The 17,172-nt window shown below is 40.5% G+C and carries 17 protein-coding genes; 12 read left to right on the top strand and 5 right to left on the bottom strand.

Annotated features, from left to right (window positions below; all coding sequences use genetic code 11):
* The first annotated feature begins 32 nt into the window (after positions 1 to 32).
* From rlmD to MKZ02_RS21445, 3 genes are all read left to right on the top strand, one after another.
* Positions 33 to 1,427, top strand: a complete 1,395-nt coding sequence (gene rlmD, locus MKZ02_RS21455) for a 23S rRNA (uracil(1939)-C(5))-methyltransferase RlmD (RefSeq protein ID WP_120036359.1) — start codon at positions 33 to 35, stop codon at positions 1,425 to 1,427.
* A gap of 159 nt (positions 1,428 to 1,586) precedes the next feature.
* The gene (locus tag MKZ02_RS21450) at positions 1,587 to 2,171 is read left to right on the top strand and encodes a class I SAM-dependent methyltransferase (protein ID WP_340856168.1); all 585 of its coding nucleotides are present in this window, start codon (positions 1,587 to 1,589) and stop codon (positions 2,169 to 2,171) included.
* Between the two features lie 292 nt (positions 2,172 to 2,463).
* The gene (locus tag MKZ02_RS21445) at positions 2,464 to 3,216 is read left to right on the top strand and encodes a TVP38/TMEM64 family protein (RefSeq protein WP_259455704.1); all 753 of its coding nucleotides are present in this window, start codon (positions 2,464 to 2,466) and stop codon (positions 3,214 to 3,216) included.
* A gap of 96 nt (positions 3,217 to 3,312) precedes the next feature.
* Here MKZ02_RS21445 and MKZ02_RS21440 read toward each other — a convergent pair whose 3' ends face one another.
* From MKZ02_RS21440 to MKZ02_RS21430, 3 genes are all read right to left on the bottom strand, one after another.
* Positions 3,313 to 4,584: a cation:dicarboxylate symporter family transporter gene (locus MKZ02_RS21440; RefSeq protein ID WP_120036361.1), complete on the bottom strand. Its 1,272-nt coding sequence runs from the start codon at positions 4,582 to 4,584 to the stop codon at positions 3,313 to 3,315.
* Positions 4,585 to 4,814: 230 nt separating this feature from the next.
* Complete coding sequence (locus tag MKZ02_RS21435; protein WP_340856467.1) at positions 4,815 to 5,714, bottom strand: response regulator; 900 nt, start codon at positions 5,712 to 5,714, stop codon at positions 4,815 to 4,817.
* Between the two features lie 2 nt (positions 5,715 to 5,716).
* Complete coding sequence (locus tag MKZ02_RS21430) at positions 5,717 to 6,724, bottom strand: ATP-binding protein (RefSeq protein WP_259455705.1); 1,008 nt, start codon at positions 6,722 to 6,724, stop codon at positions 5,717 to 5,719.
* 469 nt (positions 6,725 to 7,193) lie between these two features.
* Between MKZ02_RS21430 and MKZ02_RS21425 the strand changes: the two genes are divergently transcribed.
* From MKZ02_RS21425 to MKZ02_RS21390, 8 genes are all read left to right on the top strand, one after another.
* On the top strand, positions 7,194 to 7,778 hold the full coding sequence (locus MKZ02_RS21425; protein ID WP_340856166.1) for a TetR/AcrR family transcriptional regulator: 585 nt from the start codon (positions 7,194 to 7,196) through the stop codon (positions 7,776 to 7,778).
* A complete protein-coding gene (locus MKZ02_RS21420) occupies positions 7,775 to 8,194 on the top strand; it encodes a DUF5367 family protein (protein WP_340856165.1) in 420 nt (139 codons plus the stop codon). The genes MKZ02_RS21425 and MKZ02_RS21420 overlap by 4 nt, the downstream gene beginning before the upstream one ends.
* Positions 8,195 to 8,331: 137 nt before the next feature.
* Entirely contained in the window at positions 8,332 to 8,574 is a 243-nt protein-coding gene (locus MKZ02_RS21415) for a hypothetical protein (protein ID WP_340856163.1), read from the top strand.
* A gap of 249 nt (positions 8,575 to 8,823) precedes the next feature.
* Positions 8,824 to 9,576 carry a DeoR/GlpR family DNA-binding transcription regulator gene (locus MKZ02_RS21410; protein WP_120036366.1) on the top strand — a complete coding sequence of 251 codons (753 nt, stop codon included), beginning with the start codon at positions 8,824 to 8,826 and terminating at the stop codon, positions 9,574 to 9,576.
* Positions 9,573 to 10,487 (top strand): 1-phosphofructokinase, encoded by a 915-nt coding sequence (pfkB, locus tag MKZ02_RS21405; RefSeq protein ID WP_120036367.1) that lies wholly within the window; start codon positions 9,573 to 9,575, stop codon positions 10,485 to 10,487. The genes MKZ02_RS21410 and pfkB overlap by 4 nt, the downstream gene beginning before the upstream one ends.
* 12 nt (positions 10,488 to 10,499) lie before the next feature.
* Positions 10,500 to 12,377 (top strand): PTS fructose transporter subunit IIABC, encoded by a 1,878-nt coding sequence (locus tag MKZ02_RS21400; RefSeq protein WP_340856162.1) that lies wholly within the window; start codon positions 10,500 to 10,502, stop codon positions 12,375 to 12,377.
* Positions 12,378 to 12,499: 122 nt separating this feature from the next.
* Positions 12,500 to 12,991 carry an STAS domain-containing protein gene (locus MKZ02_RS21395; RefSeq protein WP_340856161.1) on the top strand — a complete coding sequence of 164 codons (492 nt, stop codon included), beginning with the start codon at positions 12,500 to 12,502 and terminating at the stop codon, positions 12,989 to 12,991.
* Between the two features lie 186 nt (positions 12,992 to 13,177).
* On the top strand, positions 13,178 to 14,479 hold the full coding sequence (locus tag MKZ02_RS21390) for a uracil/xanthine transporter (protein ID WP_340856159.1): 1,302 nt from the start codon (positions 13,178 to 13,180) through the stop codon (positions 14,477 to 14,479).
* 130 nt (positions 14,480 to 14,609) lie between these two features.
* Here MKZ02_RS21390 and MKZ02_RS21385 read toward each other — a convergent pair whose 3' ends face one another.
* A complete protein-coding gene (locus MKZ02_RS21385) occupies positions 14,610 to 15,515 on the bottom strand; it encodes a TIGR01777 family oxidoreductase (protein WP_340856158.1) in 906 nt (301 codons plus the stop codon).
* Between the two features lie 110 nt (positions 15,516 to 15,625).
* On the opposite strand from MKZ02_RS21385, the gene recX reads away from it, so the two are divergent.
* Positions 15,626 to 16,423 carry a recombination regulator RecX gene (gene recX, locus MKZ02_RS21380; RefSeq protein ID WP_340856157.1) on the top strand — a complete coding sequence of 266 codons (798 nt, stop codon included), beginning with the start codon at positions 15,626 to 15,628 and terminating at the stop codon, positions 16,421 to 16,423.
* A gap of 3 nt (positions 16,424 to 16,426) precedes the next feature.
* Here the strand turns inward: recX and MKZ02_RS21375 are convergent, their stop codons facing one another.
* The gene (locus MKZ02_RS21375; RefSeq protein ID WP_340856155.1) at positions 16,427 to 17,095 is read right to left on the bottom strand and encodes an SDR family NAD(P)-dependent oxidoreductase; all 669 of its coding nucleotides are present in this window, start codon (positions 17,093 to 17,095) and stop codon (positions 16,427 to 16,429) included.
* Positions 17,096 to 17,172 lie beyond the last annotated feature (77 nt).

Below are 17,172 nucleotides of genomic sequence, written 5' to 3'. Positions count from 1 at the left end.
ACATTTGGCAAAAACAGTGAGGACGTGACAAAGTGAAACAGGAAGATAAAGCAAAGATAAAAGTAAAACAAACGTTTCCGCTGACCATTAAACGCATAGGCATTAACGGAGAAGGCGTCGGTTATTTTAAACGGCAGGTCGTTTTCGTTCCTGGAGCTCTCCCTGGGGAAGAAGTGGTTGTGGAGGCGGTGAAGGTACACCCAAAATTTACAGAAGGACGAATCAAAAAAATCAGAAAGAAATCTGAGCATCGTGTGACTCCACCATGCCCGGTATACGACCAATGCGGCGGCTGTCAGCTGCAGCACGTGACATATAGAGAACAGCTTAATGCCAAGCGTGAAATTTTAATTCAGTCGCTTGAGCGGTATACGAAGGTGCCTGTTGATGCTCTTGATATCCGCGAGACGATTGGGATGGAAGAGCCTTGGTTTTACCGCAATAAAAGCCAATTCCAAGTAGGCAAGAGAGATGGCATGGTCATTGCTGGACTGTACAGTCAAAATTCTCATAAGCTGATTGATATTCCAGATTGCATCGTCCAACAGCCGGCATTAAATGATGTACTAAATAAAGTCAAACAAATATTGCAGGATTTCAATATTCCGATCTATGATGAAAAGAAAAATAAAGGTATCGTTAAAACGGTTGTGACTCGTGTGGGCATTGCTACTGGCGACATTCAAGTGGTCATTGTTACCGCGACGGATAAGCTGCCGAAAAAAGAATTGATTGTCCAGGAAATCCAAAAGCGGCTGCCGAACGTAAAATCTATTATCCATAATATTAATCCCAAAAAGACCTCATTAATTTTCGGAGATAAAAGCTTGCCACTCGCTGGTCCAGAGACGATTGAGGAGCGGCTGGGTGATCATAAGTATGCTCTTTCCGCCCGCGCATTCTTCCAGCTTAACCCTGAACAAACGATCAGACTTTATGATGAAGTAAAGAAAGCGGCACAGCTGACTGGCAGCGAGAAAGTGGTCGATGCCTATTGCGGCTCAGGAACGATCGGCCTTTGGGTGGGAGAAGGGGCTGCTGAAATCCGCGGGATGGATGTAGTTCCTGAATCGATTAAAGATGCCAGAGAAAATGCGAAGGCTTTAAAGATTAAAGCGGTATATGAAGTGGGTACCGCCGAGCAATGGCTGCCCAAGTGGCTAAAAGCAGGCTGGAATCCGGATGTCGTTATCGTCGATCCGCCGCGCACAGGATGCGACCAAAAGCTGCTCGATACGATCAAGAAGGTAAAGCCAAAACGATTTGTATATGTGTCCTGTAATCCTTCGACACTGGCTAAAGATATTAACCAGCTAAGCCATTTGTATAACATCGAATATATTCAGCCTGTGGACATGTTTCCGCAAACGGCGCACGTCGAAGCTGTCACGCTGCTAACTCTAAAAGACAGCAGCCGGCATCAATAATTTATGGCAAGGAGGAAAACCACCCGCTGAATAGGGTGGTTTTTTCCGTTATAGATGAACAATTAAATCTTAAGAATTCTTAAGAGATTCTATCACTGTTTCTTCAGATTTGGGCTTTATTCTAGAGATAAAATCCAAAAATGTTGGAGGGACAGAAACTTGAAAACTCATGCGTTCTTTTTTCAATATATATTAAACCCAAGAAAAATTGGAGCTGTTTTTCCGAGCTCCTTTTATTTGGCTGAAAAGATGACAGGCAATATTTATTTTCAACAGGCCAAATATATAGTGGAATACGGACCGGGAACAGGCATCTTTACAGATCAAATTCTTACATATAGAAAGCCAGATACGGTTGTTTTATTAATAGAGAACAATAGAGAGTTTTATAAGCTGCTGAAGGACAGGTATAAAGAAGAAAATAATCTTATCATCATTAATGATACCGCGGAGCATATTGACCAGTATGTAGAAAGGTATGATATTCCCCATGTGGACTATGTGGTTTCTGGATTGCCTTTTGCCAGCTTGCCTAAGAATGTTTCGAATAATATTTTGCTTAAAACGAAAGAGTTATTAGGGCATAATGGTAAGTTCATCACTTTTCAATATACGCTGTTTAAGAAAGAATTGATAAGCCGATTTTTTACTCAAGTCGATGTCAAGTTCGAGTATAGAAATGTACCACCTGCCTTTATATTAAGCTGCAACAATCGGCGGCTAGATAGAGCAAATAATGGATGAGCGCAAAGTAGGCGGGAAATAAAGGAAACGAAGGATAGGATATTAGAGGAAACTGTAAGTGTAAATTCTCCTTTTAGAAGGTATAAAACATATAATACAGAAATTAATAATAACAAGGGCATCGGTGACTCATTCGTTATGACAGATACATGTCGAAGGAATAGGAAATTAAACCTCAATTTAATGGATAAATTCCATGAGGGAACAATAGAAACATGGCTGGGTAATTGCTATTGCTAAAAATAAGAGCTAGGGATAACTGCCTCTATAAAGTTTATTGCCAGAACTTAAAATGAAAGGTTTTGCAGAGTATTTCTTAGTTCTCGCTGCTTTTGATGTATATATCACAGCGAAAGAGAGTGTGGAGGAATTGAAGAAGAGTATTTTTATTATCGCTGTATGGTTAGTATCTATCTACGTATTGAAGCATAATCATTTATTGCCCTCTGATATGGATGAGTTAAAGGAATTTATATCCAGACATACAGAATATGCCATGTTGTTATTCGTTGCTCTATGGTGTTTAAGGCTCCTCGTTTTTATACCAGGTGCTACACTGATGATTTTCGGAGGAGTATACTTTGAACCGCTTTTAGGTTTTTTACTATCCATGGCTGGCATCATTTTAAGTGAAACGTTAGTCTATCTATTTTCCAAAACTGTTATAGGCACAAAGCTAAGCCGGCTCCTAGAGAAGAAGAGACCAGAACTAGGGGCACTTTTGGAAACCCAAAATTACAAGTTTTTAGCATTAGGGATTATTTGTCCCATTGCTCCTACAGATGCCATTTGTTTTTTATCAGCATCATTAGGAGCAAAATATATGCGCTATATGCTGACCATAATCGTCTCCAACCTTCCACTTTTATTGCTATATAGCTTGATCGGAACGAGTATCAGTGAGTCTTTAATTGGCATGACAGCGGGTGTTGTTTTACTTGGGGGAGTTACGGTCGTGTCGATAAATATTTGGAACAACCTAAAGAATGCCGTAAACTTTTCTAATAGGGCTAAAACTCAGCGAACCAAAACCGCTAATAATTAAAATTGATATGAAGCAAGAAAGAAGCCGCACATAGAAAAAAGCAGACAGTCTCATCACCATGAAACTGTCTGCTTTTTATTTATATCTTGGCTAATATTAAGATGCTTTTTGAACAGATTTAAGGTAGTTTTCTCCCTTGTGAGCATCAAATCGGCCTTCCCATTTAGACATAACAACAACGGCTAAAGAGTTACCAATTACATTAACAACTGTACGCGCCATATCAAGAATCCGGTCAATACCAGCAATAAAGGCGAGGCCTTCAAGTGGAATACCTACAGATCCTAAAGTAGCTAACAGAACAACAAAGGAAACGCCCGGCACACCGGCAATCCCTTTAGATGTCACCATTAATACTACCATTAGTGTTAACTGCTCCATAATACTTAAATCGATTCCGTACATTTGGGCAATAAAGATTGCCGCAAGTGCTTGGTAAAGAGTAGATCCGTCCAAGTTAAATGAATAGCCGGTTGGAATAACGAAGGAAACGACATCTTTTGGACAACCGAATTTCTCCATTTTCTCCATTATTTTTGGAAGAACTGTTTCTGAACTCGAAGTAGAGTAGGCTAAGAGGAGTTCATCTTTTAAGATTTTGATAATATGAAAGACGCTTGTCCCGCACATCTTAGCAATAGCTCCAAGAACGACAACAATAAAGAAAATCATCGTTGCATATACGCAAATAAGTAATTTTCCGAGTGGAATCAATGACTCTACGCCAAATTTGGACACGGTTACACCAATTAGAGCAAATACACCAAATGGAGCAAACTTCATAATTTGATTCGTCACATAAAACATAGCATCTGCTGTACCTTGGAAGAAAGCAAGAACTGGTTTCCCTTTTTCACCGATTGCTGCCACTCCTAAACCAAATAAAACAGCAAAGAAAATGATAGCGAGCATATCGCCTTTAGCTAAAGATTCAATAATATTGCTTGGTACAATATTTACAAAAGTATCGGCAAAGCTGTGGCTTGATACTTCCTCGGTTGTCTCAACATATTGCTGAATATCGCCCTTAGCCAGCTTAGACATGTCTATCCCTTCGCCGGGCTTAGTAATATTCGCCACGAGGAGTCCGACAATGATAGCAATTGTAGTGACAATCTCAAAGTAAAGAATTGTTTTCCCACCAAGTTTACCTAACTTTTTCATATCGCCTGTTCCGGCAACACCAAGAATGATCGTGGAAATAACGATTGGCACAACAATCATTTTAATTAATCGAAGAAAAATATCGCCAATTGGCTGTAAAAAAGTTTCAACGGCAGGGTTTCCATAAAAAATGGCACCAACAGTAATCCCTAAAGCTAACCCGACAAGAATTTGATAAGCTAAACCAAATTTACGTTTTTTCATTTAGTCACCTCTTCATATATAGTGCAAACGCTTTCTTTATAAAATAAAAATATATAAGTCAATTTTATAAGGAAGTAATAAAAAACTATAAAATCCGACATTTTCTTTTTTGTTTTCTATAAAAAAGAAAACTCTGCCATTAAGTTCATTGGCAGAGTCAGTCTGATGTTATAACTATAAGGTGCAAAGCTCCTACACATAATTTTATAAGGTGAGGGTTATGTAATCTCTCAAGAATGTCCAAAATACTTTTCTATTGTCTCAAGATACAGGGCTTGAAGAAATTTTTTTATATTAATTTTAACTTTCATCGGTTCATTCCGGTCTGAGTCCAGCTCTTTCATTCTCAATCTTACCTCTTGAAATTCGAAGAAGCGGGGGGCATAATCCTCAAATTTAGGGTTAGTATAATCTATTACACCCATTGAAGCCAGATTGTTGAGAGCAGCTACAATCGCTCTACGAATACGCTGTTCAATAGATTTGACTTCTTTTTTTATGCTAATTGGATCTGATTTATTCATGCTAGCTACTGCTTCATACAATTTTTTTAAAGGAGGTAATAAAGCAGAAGAGTCATTTTTTTCGAGCAAAAACTCCATCATTGCTACAATATCTTTGCTTCCTGCCTCTCCGGCTATTCCCATGTCATTTAAAATAGATAAAACAATATCTTTTACGCTGCGCTGCTTTTGAGCGGAATGAGAGGAGTCGATGTGTGCTAAAGATTCCCTGATTGTCATCAGTGAATGTCTCAATTGAAACCGCTCAGCAGTTTTGGTTAAAATGCTGCGTACCTCAATACGGTTAATCGGTTTATGAATAAAGAACTCGATGCCTTTCTCATAGGCCTCACCGACCATTTCTTTGTTGACTATTTGGGAAATCATAATGAATTGTCCTTCAAATCCTTGCATCCTCAATTGTTCAATGGTTTCAATGCCATCCAATTGAGGCATTAATAAATCAATCAGAACAAAATCAGGCCGAGTGGAAAGGACGAGCGGGATAGACTTTTCACCGCTTTCAGCCTCACCTATTACAAGCCCAAGTTCCTCTTCTGTTATAATTTTGTTTAACATTCTTCGACTGGCTGTGTCATCATCCACAATAAAATAGCGAAGTTTCAGTTTTATTCAACTCCCTTTCTAATCTCGTTCGTTGGAATTTGGATTGTAAAAATGGTTCCTTCAGTCGAAGATTCTACATAAATTTCCCCTTGTAAGTTTTGAATAATCTCTTTTACATGAGAAAGACCAATTCCTGTGGCAGCCACCCCTTGGTCGTTGTATTTTGTTGTATAGCCTGGTTCAAATATTAATGATAAATCTTCTGAAGGAATCCCTTTCCCTGAATCTTGTATAACAAAGTGGGTATATTCCGATTTTTCATATACGCTCAAATCAACACACCCCTCTGCTTTTACAGCTTCTACTGCATTAGCCACAAGATTATTTAAAAGAGCAAGAAGAGGTATGTGCCTATCTGTTTCAAAATCAACACCGATTGATGAATGAAAGGTTAGTTTTTTCTTCAATAGCTCACTATAATTTTGGTTGGCAGTAATCACAAAGCCAAATACGTCAGAAAGAAAAATTCTATCGTTTTTTTTCTGGACATATATTTTAGAGAGTCCGGAAAGAATTCGTTGAGAATCTTTTTTCACCTCATGAATTTCTTGTGAAATGTGCAACGCTTGTACGCTTAATTCCGGCATGTTTCCCTTTTTTAGTTTTCGATATAAATCATGGCTGGTTGCGGTGATTCGCTCAATATTTTCCATGGATTTTTGCAAATAAAGAATCTCTACATATAGTTCTGATCTAACTCCCAGCATTTCCTGAAGTCGTTTTTTTTGTTCCGAAATAGTGATTGAACTGTATAAACCTACTACAAAATAACTGCGAAATAGAGCGATGCCAAACAATAACGCCCATTCTTGTAAGCCAAGATTAGTGTGTTGTAACAGCCAGTAGCGCAGCAAATGCTCTACACTATTTGCTATAAATTCTATTCCAGTAGCAAAAGCGCCAAGAAGAAAGGGGGAGGTTTTATACGCTTCTATTTTAATCAGGCCAAATCCTAAAGAAAATAACAAGTAAAACAGAAATGCAGGAAAATGAGTCATAACACTCGTCAACAAAGGGGCACTGCCCATTACCATATCTGCAGATAAACGAAAACAAACAACCGTGATCCCCGTAATAATACCCGTTCTTAAAAAAGAAGCTGGAGGCCAAACAAGGATAAATAGAAAAAAAGTGATACTGCCTAATCCGAAACGAAGATCCTCTCCATAAAAGGGAATAATTTTCACTTCGCTGACAATCGCAGTTAAAACAGCGGTAAGAAATAAAGACAAAGCATCTGTTCTTTTGGAATTTCTTCCAAGAAGTTTGTATATGATTGACATTTTATTCTCCTATTTTCGCTATAGAGATAAATCGGCCTTGTAAAAAACAATTTTATTATAATGGAATGACGGTATAAAAGAAATCTGTTTTAAGGTGCTGACAATCTTTAATATAAGCATTGATAGGGACAAAAGTTAATGGTAAAATTTTCGTAAATATAGTTAGTTAGTTGACTAACTAATAGGGGGCGTATATATGGCAAAACCAAATATGATTAGCAAAGAAAAGCTAATTCAATTAGCCAAAGAGTGTTTGGCTGATAAGGGGATTGAGAAATTTACACTGAGGTCAGTGGCAGAAAAAGCAGAAGTCACACAGGGAACCGTTTATTATCATTTTCGGACAAAGGAACAGTTGTTGCTGGATATTGTAAAAGACGTCTGTGACCGTTCATGGAATGAGGTAGCGCAAGAAGAAGATGTGATAAAACAAGCCTTGGAATCGGCAAAGAGCCGCTGCGGCAGCGATTCATTTTATCATAAGTTGTTTTTTACATTAATTGTTGCAGGGTTAAATAATGAAAAAATTAAGGAGCAGCTTGGAAGTGTGTTAGAACAGGAAAACAAAGCTTTAGCCGGAAATCTTACAAAAATATGGGCCCAGTCACCAGTAACAGGGGTTTCTCTTGAGGGGTGGGGAGTGTTGTTCAATGCGATCGTAGATGGGATAGCATTGCAGGCTCTCATGATCAAAAATTTTCCTGTAGAAAAGGCATATGAGGGGCTTGAGCAGTTAGTAGCATTACTAAGCAATTTGGCTATGAGGGAGGAGGGAGAATGAAGGGGTACTTGTTCGTTGCTTGTTGGGGCGTGCTCGTTTGGCTGTTTGCTACATTGTTTTTTGTCTTTTTTGGAAAGAAAGTTCTTTTCAGCCCGGATTCAGATCCATTCTTTATGAGCCTGTTTTTGTTAACTGCTGGAACAGCAATATTATTGCTGGCTGTTACTTTCCTGTACTCACTATTCGATCAATCAAAAAATGCCACACTGAAATTCGGGTTAATCGGTACGGCTGTAGGCCTGACACTCGACGCCTTCTCATTAGCTAATCATCGCTATATTTTTCCGGAACTTAATGAATCTCAGATCATTGCCTTTACTGTTTGGATGTCATTTGCGTACGCACTATATTTAATCATTCCTGCCATGGTAAATGAAAGAAGAGGAGGAGGGCTAATTTGGCATAAGAGGGTGTGAAGTTTTTGTTAATTAAAACAGGTGATTCAAGATGCCAATTAACCGATAATCAGAAGAGAGCTCTGGTAGAGGGATAGGAGTTAGCATAATTATTGCCAGAAAGACAGGCCTTCTTATAAAAGGAGGAGAATCAAGACTTGCATATTAAAATGAACAAAGCGGCTTTTGGTTATTTGAAAGGTGTGAAGCTCGGACTTGCATGTTTTGCACCGGTTATTCCGGCGATTCGTGGAAAAGACAACGAAGCAAAGCAACAGGTTGATAAGCAATTATCTCTCGGACAAAAAGCTTTACTTATATTTGAGGCTTGGAAGAATTCAACCTTTCGACTAAGGACTTGGTTCATCAGACGGAGCTGCTCTTATCCATTCGGTCACTAAATGCCAAATTTAATGAAGCCTCTTCTGTGGCGCTTAATCAAATTGGCGTTTGTATTAGAAACAACCCGAGCCGGGTTTCCATTATAACTTTGTTAAAGAAATGCTGATGCTTAGGCAGCGTTTCTTTTTTGTTATTGATGATTGTTTTTGGTTAGATATGATTGTTTTTGAATGATATTGATTGATTTTGCTGTTGGTTTGTCCTATTATAAGAGTATAAAACCGATCTCATTAAGAGAGGTGAGTGGAGTGCTAACAGAAGAAAGGCATCATCTCATTTTACAATTGCTGAAGGAAAAAGAAGTACGGAAGCTGCAAGAGTTTGTGGAAGCGACAGGTTCTTCAGAATCAACAATTAGAAGAGATTTAAGCCAGTTGGAAGAAGAAAAGAAACTGATTAGAGTTCATGGCGGAGCAGCGCTAGTGAAGCAAAAACGATCAGAACCAAGCATGATAGAAAAGTCAACTCGGCATACAACAGAAAAAAAGCGAATGGCGCTTTATGCAGCAAGTCTTCTTGCGAACGGTGATTGTATTTATCTTGATGCCGGTACAACCACATTTGAAATGATTCCTCACATAGAGGGGAAAGATATAACGGTCGTCACAAATGGAATTGCCCATGCCGAGGCTTTAGTAGAAAGAGGGATACAAACATTTGTTATTGGCGGCTATTTGAAAGCGAATACACGGGCGCTTATTGGACAAGGAGCTTTACATGGCTTAAGTCAATATAGTTTTGATAAATGTTTTATTGGGGTAAACGGCATACATCCCAATGCTGGATTTACTACTCCTGATCCGGAGGAAGCCCTTATTAAGCGGACAGCAATCGAACGGTCGCAAGCGGCATATGTATTAGCTGATCCATCCAAATTTAATGAAACAGCGTTTGCTCATATTGGCCATTTACAGGAAGCAATTATTATTACAGATAAATTAGAAGAAGAAATTCTCCATTTATACGGTAAAAAAACTAGTATAAAGGAAGTGAAAGCATGATTTATACATGCACGCTAAACCCAGCGATTGATTATATTGTTCATCTTGAACATCTCGAGACAGGCACCTTAAATCGGGCAGTCTCTACAGCCAAGTTTGCAGGTGGAAAAGGAATCAATGTCTCTAGGGTACTTACCCGTTTCGGAGCGGAGAACACGGCACTTGGTTTTCTTGGTGGTTTCACCGGTGAGTTTATTATAGATGAACTTAATAAAGAAGGGATTCATCATCAATTCATACGAATAGCACAAGATACGCGGATTAATGTGAAAGTAAAAGCAGGAAATGAAACAGAAATCAATGGGCAAGGGCCAACGGTTACGCTTGAGGAAAGTGAGCAATTTAAAGACTTGATTAAGCAGCTAAATAAAGGAGATATCCTGCTTTTAGCGGGAAGCGTTCTTTCGTCTTTGCCGGAAGACTATTATGTGCTGTTAATGAAAATAGCCCAAGAACGTGGCATTAAGATAGCTGTAGATACGAGCGGTCCCATACTGAAGAAGCTGCTTGCTCATAAGCCGTTTTTAATTAAGCCTAACCACCATGAACTGGGTGAGCTGTTCCAGACAGATATCCAATCAAGAGAACAGGCCGTTGTTCTGGCAAAACAGCTAGTAAGCGAAGGCGTTGAGCACGTAATGGTATCCATGGCGGGAGAAGGAGCTTTGTTCGTCAATAAAGACGTCGTTCTTTCCGCGAAACCGCCGCAAGGCCAAGTGAAGAATTCAGTCGGTGCGGGAGATTCAATGGTTGCTGGTTTCTTAGCTGGTTATGCAAAAGGGGCGGCAATAGAAGAAGCATTCCGTTTCAGCGTCGCGGCTGGAAGTGCAACCGCCTTTTCTGAGGATTTATGTACGAGAGAAAAAGCAGAGAAATTGTGTTCTGAAGTGCAGATTTCGAAATTGGAATAGGAGGGCATGAAGATGAACATTACAGATTTATTGACAAGAGAAACAATGATTCTTAACCTTCAATCGACCGATAAAGCCTCTGTAATTGATGAGCTTGTTGAAAAGCTTGACCAAGCGGGCCGGTTGAATGACCGGCAGCAGTATAAAGAGGCGATTTTAGCCCGTGAAGCCCAAAGCACTACAGGAATCGGTGAAGGCATTGCCATTCCACATGCGAAAACAGGTGCTGTTAAAATACCAGCGATCGCTTTCGGCCGCTCCAAAGAAGGCATTGATTACGAAGCCCTTGATGGACAGCCAAGTCACCTTTTTTTCATGATTGCAGCGCCTGAAGGAGCCAACGATACCCATTTGGAAACTTTGTCACGCTTGTCTTCTTTCCTTATGGATCCGGGCTTTCGCCAAAAGCTGGATGCTGCACAGACGGAAGAGGAAGTGTTGGCAGCTATTAATGAAATGGAGCAAGGAGAAGAAGAGGAAGAAATAGAACCAGAAACATCCTCGCCTAAAGGAAAAGTGCTCGCAGTAACTGCTTGTCCTACAGGAATTGCTCATACGTATATGGCAGCTGATGCTCTGAAAGCCAAAGCGAAAGAAATGGGCGTAGATATCAAAGTAGAAACGAACGGATCGAGCGGAATTAAAAATGCATTAACGGCGCAAGATATAGAAGAAGCGACAGCCATTATTGTGGCAGCAGATAAACAAGTGGAAATGAACCGTTTCAAAGGAAAACATGTTATCCAAGTGCCTGTTGCGCAAGGAATCCGCAATTCAGAACAATTGATTACAAGAGCCCTCAGCCAGGATGCTCCGATATTTAAAGGGGATCATTCAAATGCTTCCCAGGAGCAAGGCGAGGAAAAGAAAGAAAGAACAGGCGGTTTCTATAAACATTTAATGAACGGCGTATCTAATATGCTGCCATTCGTTGTCGGCGGCGGAATTTTGATCGCTATCTCATTTATCTTTGGTATTCATGCAGCCGAGCCAGGGCATGAAACTTACAATCCAATTGCTAAAGCACTAATGGACATCGGCAGTGGAAACGCATTTAATTTAATGATACCAGTGCTGGCCGGTTTTATCGCGATGAGCATTGCTGACCGTCCGGGATTTGCTCCGGGAATGGTTGGCGGTTTGATGGCGTTTAATGGACAAGCTGGTTTTCTCGGCGGGTTAATTGCCGGCTTTTTGGCAGGGTATGTCGTGCTGGGAGTGAAAAAAGCGCTTGCTAGATTGCCGCAATCACTTGAGGGCTTAAAGCCTGTCCTCTTGTACCCGCTATTTGGGATTTTAATTACCGGTTTAATTATGATGTTTGTAGTGATCGGGCCGGTTAAAGCATTAAATACAGGGATTACAACTTTCTTATCCGGCCTCGGAACTGGAAATCTTGTTCTTCTCGGCCTCTTGCTTGGCGGCATGATGGCTATTGATATGGGAGGACCGATCAATAAGGCGGCCTTTACATTTGGCATCGCCATGATTGAAGCCGGCAACTATGCACCTCATGCAGCCATTATGGCCGGCGGAATGGTTCCACCGCTCGGCTTAGCCCTTGCTACTACAATATTTAGAAAGAAATTCACAAAGCAAGAGCAAGAAGCGGGAAAAACATGTTATGTAATGGGCCTTTCCTTTATTACGGAGGGAGCGATTCCGTTTGCAGCAGCGGACCCAGGACGGGTGATCCCGGCTGCTGTCGCTGGATCGGCAGTGGCAGGAGCCCTTACCATGATGTTCGGCATCGGTCTTCCAGCTCCTCATGGTGGGATTTTTGTTTTTCCAATCGTTCAGGGAAGCGCGTGGCTTTATTTACTAGCTGTGGTGATTGGGGCGCTCGTCACGGCTTTCACAGTCGGATTACTGAAAAAAGAAATTAAATAACTTTCTTTAACTTACATCCTTCCACAAAAAACCAGTGGGAGGATTCTTTTTATGCTGGCTTTTTGTTATAATGAATGGTAGTTTCCGGCCTTTTAAAATAACGATGGGGGTTTATAGAGATTATGCAGAGAGAAGTAGACGAGTTGCGGCAAGAGGTTAAGGAATTAAAACAGCAGTTAAGAGAGTATGAAGAATTGATTAATGAAATCTCTGTACCTATCATTCCATCTATCGTTCCAGAGACTATTTTAGTGCCTGTGACGGGAAAGTTGTCTCCTGATCGATTAGAATTGATTTTTACAAAAATAAATGAAGTGGCTTATCGCCTGTCTTATACGGAAGGCTTAAATACAGTGATCATTGATTTTACCGCTATTTCTAAAAGAGAATTAGGAGAGATTGATACGCTGGGAATGTATATCGAGAATTTCCAAAAAGCTCTAAAATTAATGGGAATCGATACAATCTTTGTTGGCTTTACTCCAGCAGTTACTCAGGATCTTACCCAATCAGGGGTATCCATTGTAAATGACTTAAATACCTTTTTGTCTTTTCGGGCAGCCCTTCATTACTTAATGAAAAAGCGGGGGATCACTTTTCAAAAAATAAAATGAAATGGCAGCCTGTTCGCGGGGAAAGACCGCAGATCTAGTATATAAAACCATCCCATAGCACCGGGCTTTCCCGTAGCATCCAGCAGTTAAAGATGTGACAACGGGGAGTGGGCTATGGGATGGTTTTCTTTTTTCTCCAAATGACAATGGCGCCGCTGGATGATGAATGAAGAAGGGATGGGTAGGATGAAAGCATTAAAAGCATTGCCGATGGGTATGGCAGCAATTCAGTGGGTTTTCTTTATTTTTGCTAATACAATTGTTGTCCCAGTTTCAATAGGGGCAGCGTTTGATCTATCTGCAGAAGAAGTGGCAATGACACTTCGCAGCTCGCTTATATTTACAGGAGCAGCCTGTGTGTTGCAAGGATTATGGGGACACCGTTATCCGCTGATGGAGGGGCATTCAGGACTTATGTGGGGGCTGCTTTTGAATTTGAGCGCTTCTGCTGCTGCACTTGGCATGGATTTGCAAACGATTGGTGGAGGAATTGCTACAGGAATGATTGCCTCAGCTGTTTTTATGATCATAGCCGGGTTATTTGGCCTGTCTGCACTAATCCAAAAAGTTTTCACGCCCATGGTGATGAGCGTGTATCTATTTTTACTTTCTGCACAGCTTATTTTTATCTTTTTCACAGGAATGCTGAAACTAAAGCCGAATGGAACATTAGATATTCCGGTTAGCTTATTGTCTATCGGTGTTGTGCTGCTTGTAACGATACTAAAAGTGAAGGGAAAAGGCTCTATCAGTAACTTTTCGATTTTGATTGGTATTGTAGTCGGATGGATACTATATGACCTGCTGTTTCCGGGAGGCGCTGCTTTGTCCGCAAGCAGCCAATCATTTGACATGTTCCCTCTAGGGACACCTAATTTAGAATGGGGAATTATTTTGACAACCTTCACAGCCGGTGTATTGAATCTCAGCAATACCATTGCTTCCATTCAGGCAGCTGCTCGGCTGTACAAGGAGCAGCCTTCGGAAAGTCGTTATAATCGCTCGTTTACGTTGACTGGTTTATACACAGCAGCCGGTTCTTTTTTAGGGCTCGTCCCCTATGCCCCGTTTACTTCCACAATCGGATTTTTGGAAAGCACCCGCATTCTTGACCGGATTCCCTTTTTAATTGGTGGCGGCTTATTTAGCCTGCTTGGCCTGATTCCGGTTGTCGGCTCTTTCTTTGCAACGATGCCTATTACTATCGGAAACGCGGTGCTATTTGTCGCTTATTTGCAATTATTTGGCACCGCGCTGCAATCCATTCAAGGGACGGTTTTTAATTCAAACACTATTTTTCGGATTGCCCTCCCCGTGTTAACAGGAATCAGTCTGATGACTGTTGATCCGATTATTTTTAGCCAGTTGCCTGTTTATTTGCAGCCGCTTTTTTCTAATGGATTAATTATGGGGGTTCTACTATCCATCACTTTGGAATTAGCCATTAAATGGGAAAGATATGACACTCCGGGTTTATATGAAAAATAAACTTTCCACATTTTATTCACATACTGTGGATAACTTTTTCCACATATTTTAGAAAACATAGATTGATAAAATAAAAGAATAAACAAAAGTATCCACATTATTCACAGGATGTGGATACTTTTGTGCACAACTATGTATAAATGTCTGTCAACGCTTGTTTTATATGTGGGAATTGAAAGGTAAATGAGTGAGCCGTTAATTTTTGGGGAAGGACTCTTTGGCCATCTAGAATCAAAGTGCTCATTTCTCCGAGAGCCATTTTGATAGCAAAAGCCGGGACAAATAACCAGTGAGGACGCTGAAGAACTTCGGCTAACGTTTTTCCAAGTGTATTTAGATGTTCTGGCGAAGGGGCAGTTAAGTTAACCGGACCATTTATATCTGACTGGTTCATAATGAAAAGGAGGGCCCTTGCTACATCCTTAATATGAATCCAGGACATCCACTGCTGTCCTGAAGCAACTCGTCCACCTGTAAACAATTTATAAGGTAAAGCCATGCGGGGAAGTGCGCCTTCTTCCTTTCCGAGAATGACACCGAAGCGTGCTGTCACAGTCCGGATGCCAAGTGCTTCAGAGTGTTGTGCCTCCGACTCCCAAATATCTACCGTCTTTGCGAGAAAGCCTTTAGTTGTCGTCTTTGATGATTCTGTAAAAGTCTCTTCAAGCGAAACTGGATAACAACCAATGGCGCTTGCGTTGATAAAGACGCTAGGTTTTTGCGGAAGTGCTGCCATAATTCTAATCATTTCTTTAGTAGATGAGATACGGCTGCTGATTATCTGTTTCTTGCGCTTCTCCGTCCAGCGTCCGCTATTAAGCGATTCACCTGCTAAATTAATAAAGGCATCGATATCTTGAAGTTCTTTTTCTGGCTTGGAGCGGTCGTCCAGCCATTTGACATAGCGAATGTTGTCTGTATCTTGTTTGTTTTCGAAGCTCCGTGTTAAAATAACGACTTGATGTCCATTTTCTAGAAGCTCATCGATTAGTGCTCTTCCTACAAATCCTGTGCCGCCGGCAATAACCACCTTCATTTTACCCCTCCCAATCTCTCTTTAAACATTGGATTTTATCTATTATAGTACCCCTCCTTGAGCGGCATTGAAACAATTTCATGGTACAGTAGAAGAAAGAGGTGATAGATATGAAGGTTATTACAAAAATCTCTCTTCAACAAAAGCTTACAGATCGGTATAACATTTTCATAAATGAGGAATACGCCTTTAGCGTTGATGAATCTGTACTTATTCAATACGGATTAAAAAAAGGAATGGAGCTGACCGATGAGCAGATAGACGGTATTATTCGGAGAGATGCAGTACGTAAAGGCCTGAATATGGCTATTCAATTTTTGTCTATTCGAATGAGAGCGGAAAAAGAAGTAAGAGAGTTTTTAATAAAAAAAGAGGTCGAAAGTGAGTCCATAGAAGAGATTATCCATGCTCTTTACCGGATGAATTATCTAGATGAGGCTGAATTTGCCAAGGCTTATACGAATACACAAATCAATGCATCAGATAAAGGACCGAAAGTCATTGAACGAGAGTTAAAGGAAAAAGGAATTGAGGGTTCTTTAATAGAAGAAGCACTCGCCAAATTTGAAGAGGGGCTTCAGCTTGAAAAATCAATCAAGCTTGCCCAAAAATATCGTCAGAAGTATAGAAAAGAATCTCCTATTATTCAAAAACAAAAAATAGAACAGACGTTAAGCAGAAAAGGATATGAATGGGGGATTATTCAAGAAGCGGTCGCAGGATCAGAAGAGGAAGGAAACGAAGAGGAGCACTTGGAAGTGCTTATGTATCAAGCGGCAAAGGCTCACCGCCGATATAATAAATTTTCAGGCGGTGAATATCGTCAGAAGATGAAGCAGGCGCTTTACCGAAAGGGTTTTTCTATGAGCGACATTGAGCAGGCTATCGAAAAGCTGCAGGAAGAATAGGGGTTATGTTTTAATAATAACCTCTAACTGCTCTTCTGCTTCATGAACGATTTGCTTAGCAATCTCTTTCGGGAGAGGAAAGCGAGAGGGATGTTCCACATGGTTTGAATGATCCCAAAAGGGCGTGTTCATGCCACCCATGTAAGCGGCTACGAAGCGCAGTCCACTGCCTTCATATTCTTTTTGAAGACTTTCTGTAAGTCCGCGCAGGGCAAACTTGCTCGCACAATAGATGGCTTCGTGTTTTTTTCCACGCAGGCCAGCTGTGGATATAATATTAATAACCATGCCACTGCTTGTTAAAAGCGGCAAAAAAGCTTTTGTGAGTAAAATCGGAGCATAGACATTAACAGAAAATATCGTTTCCATCATTTCGACTGTAGTAGCAGAGAAGGGACCAAACATACCAATCCCTGCATTATTAATTAAAATGTCTATGGAGCAGCCGCTTGATTGAAGGGAGGCGGCTATCTTTTCAAGGGACTCCGGTTGGCTTACATCGAGTGAATAAATCGTTGCTACGCCACCAGCTGCTTCAATTTCTCTTTTGACTGCTGCTAGCTTTTCGATATTGCGACCTGCTAAATGAACGTGAAAACTTTTTTGGCTATAAAGAAGTGCTAATTCTTTTCCGAGTCCTGATCCGCTCCCGGTAATGAAACAATTTTTCAAGATAACCATCCTTTCTGCTTTCTTATTTGTTGTCATTTCACTATACTGAAGGAAAAAAGGGTGTGCAACTATTGGAA

The sequence above is a fragment of the Pseudobacillus sp. FSL P4-0506 genome, assembly GCF_038003025.1.
GTDB lineage: Bacteria > Bacillota > Bacilli > Bacillales > Domibacillaceae > Pseudobacillus.
This window is presented reverse-complemented; position numbering and strand designations above follow the sequence as displayed.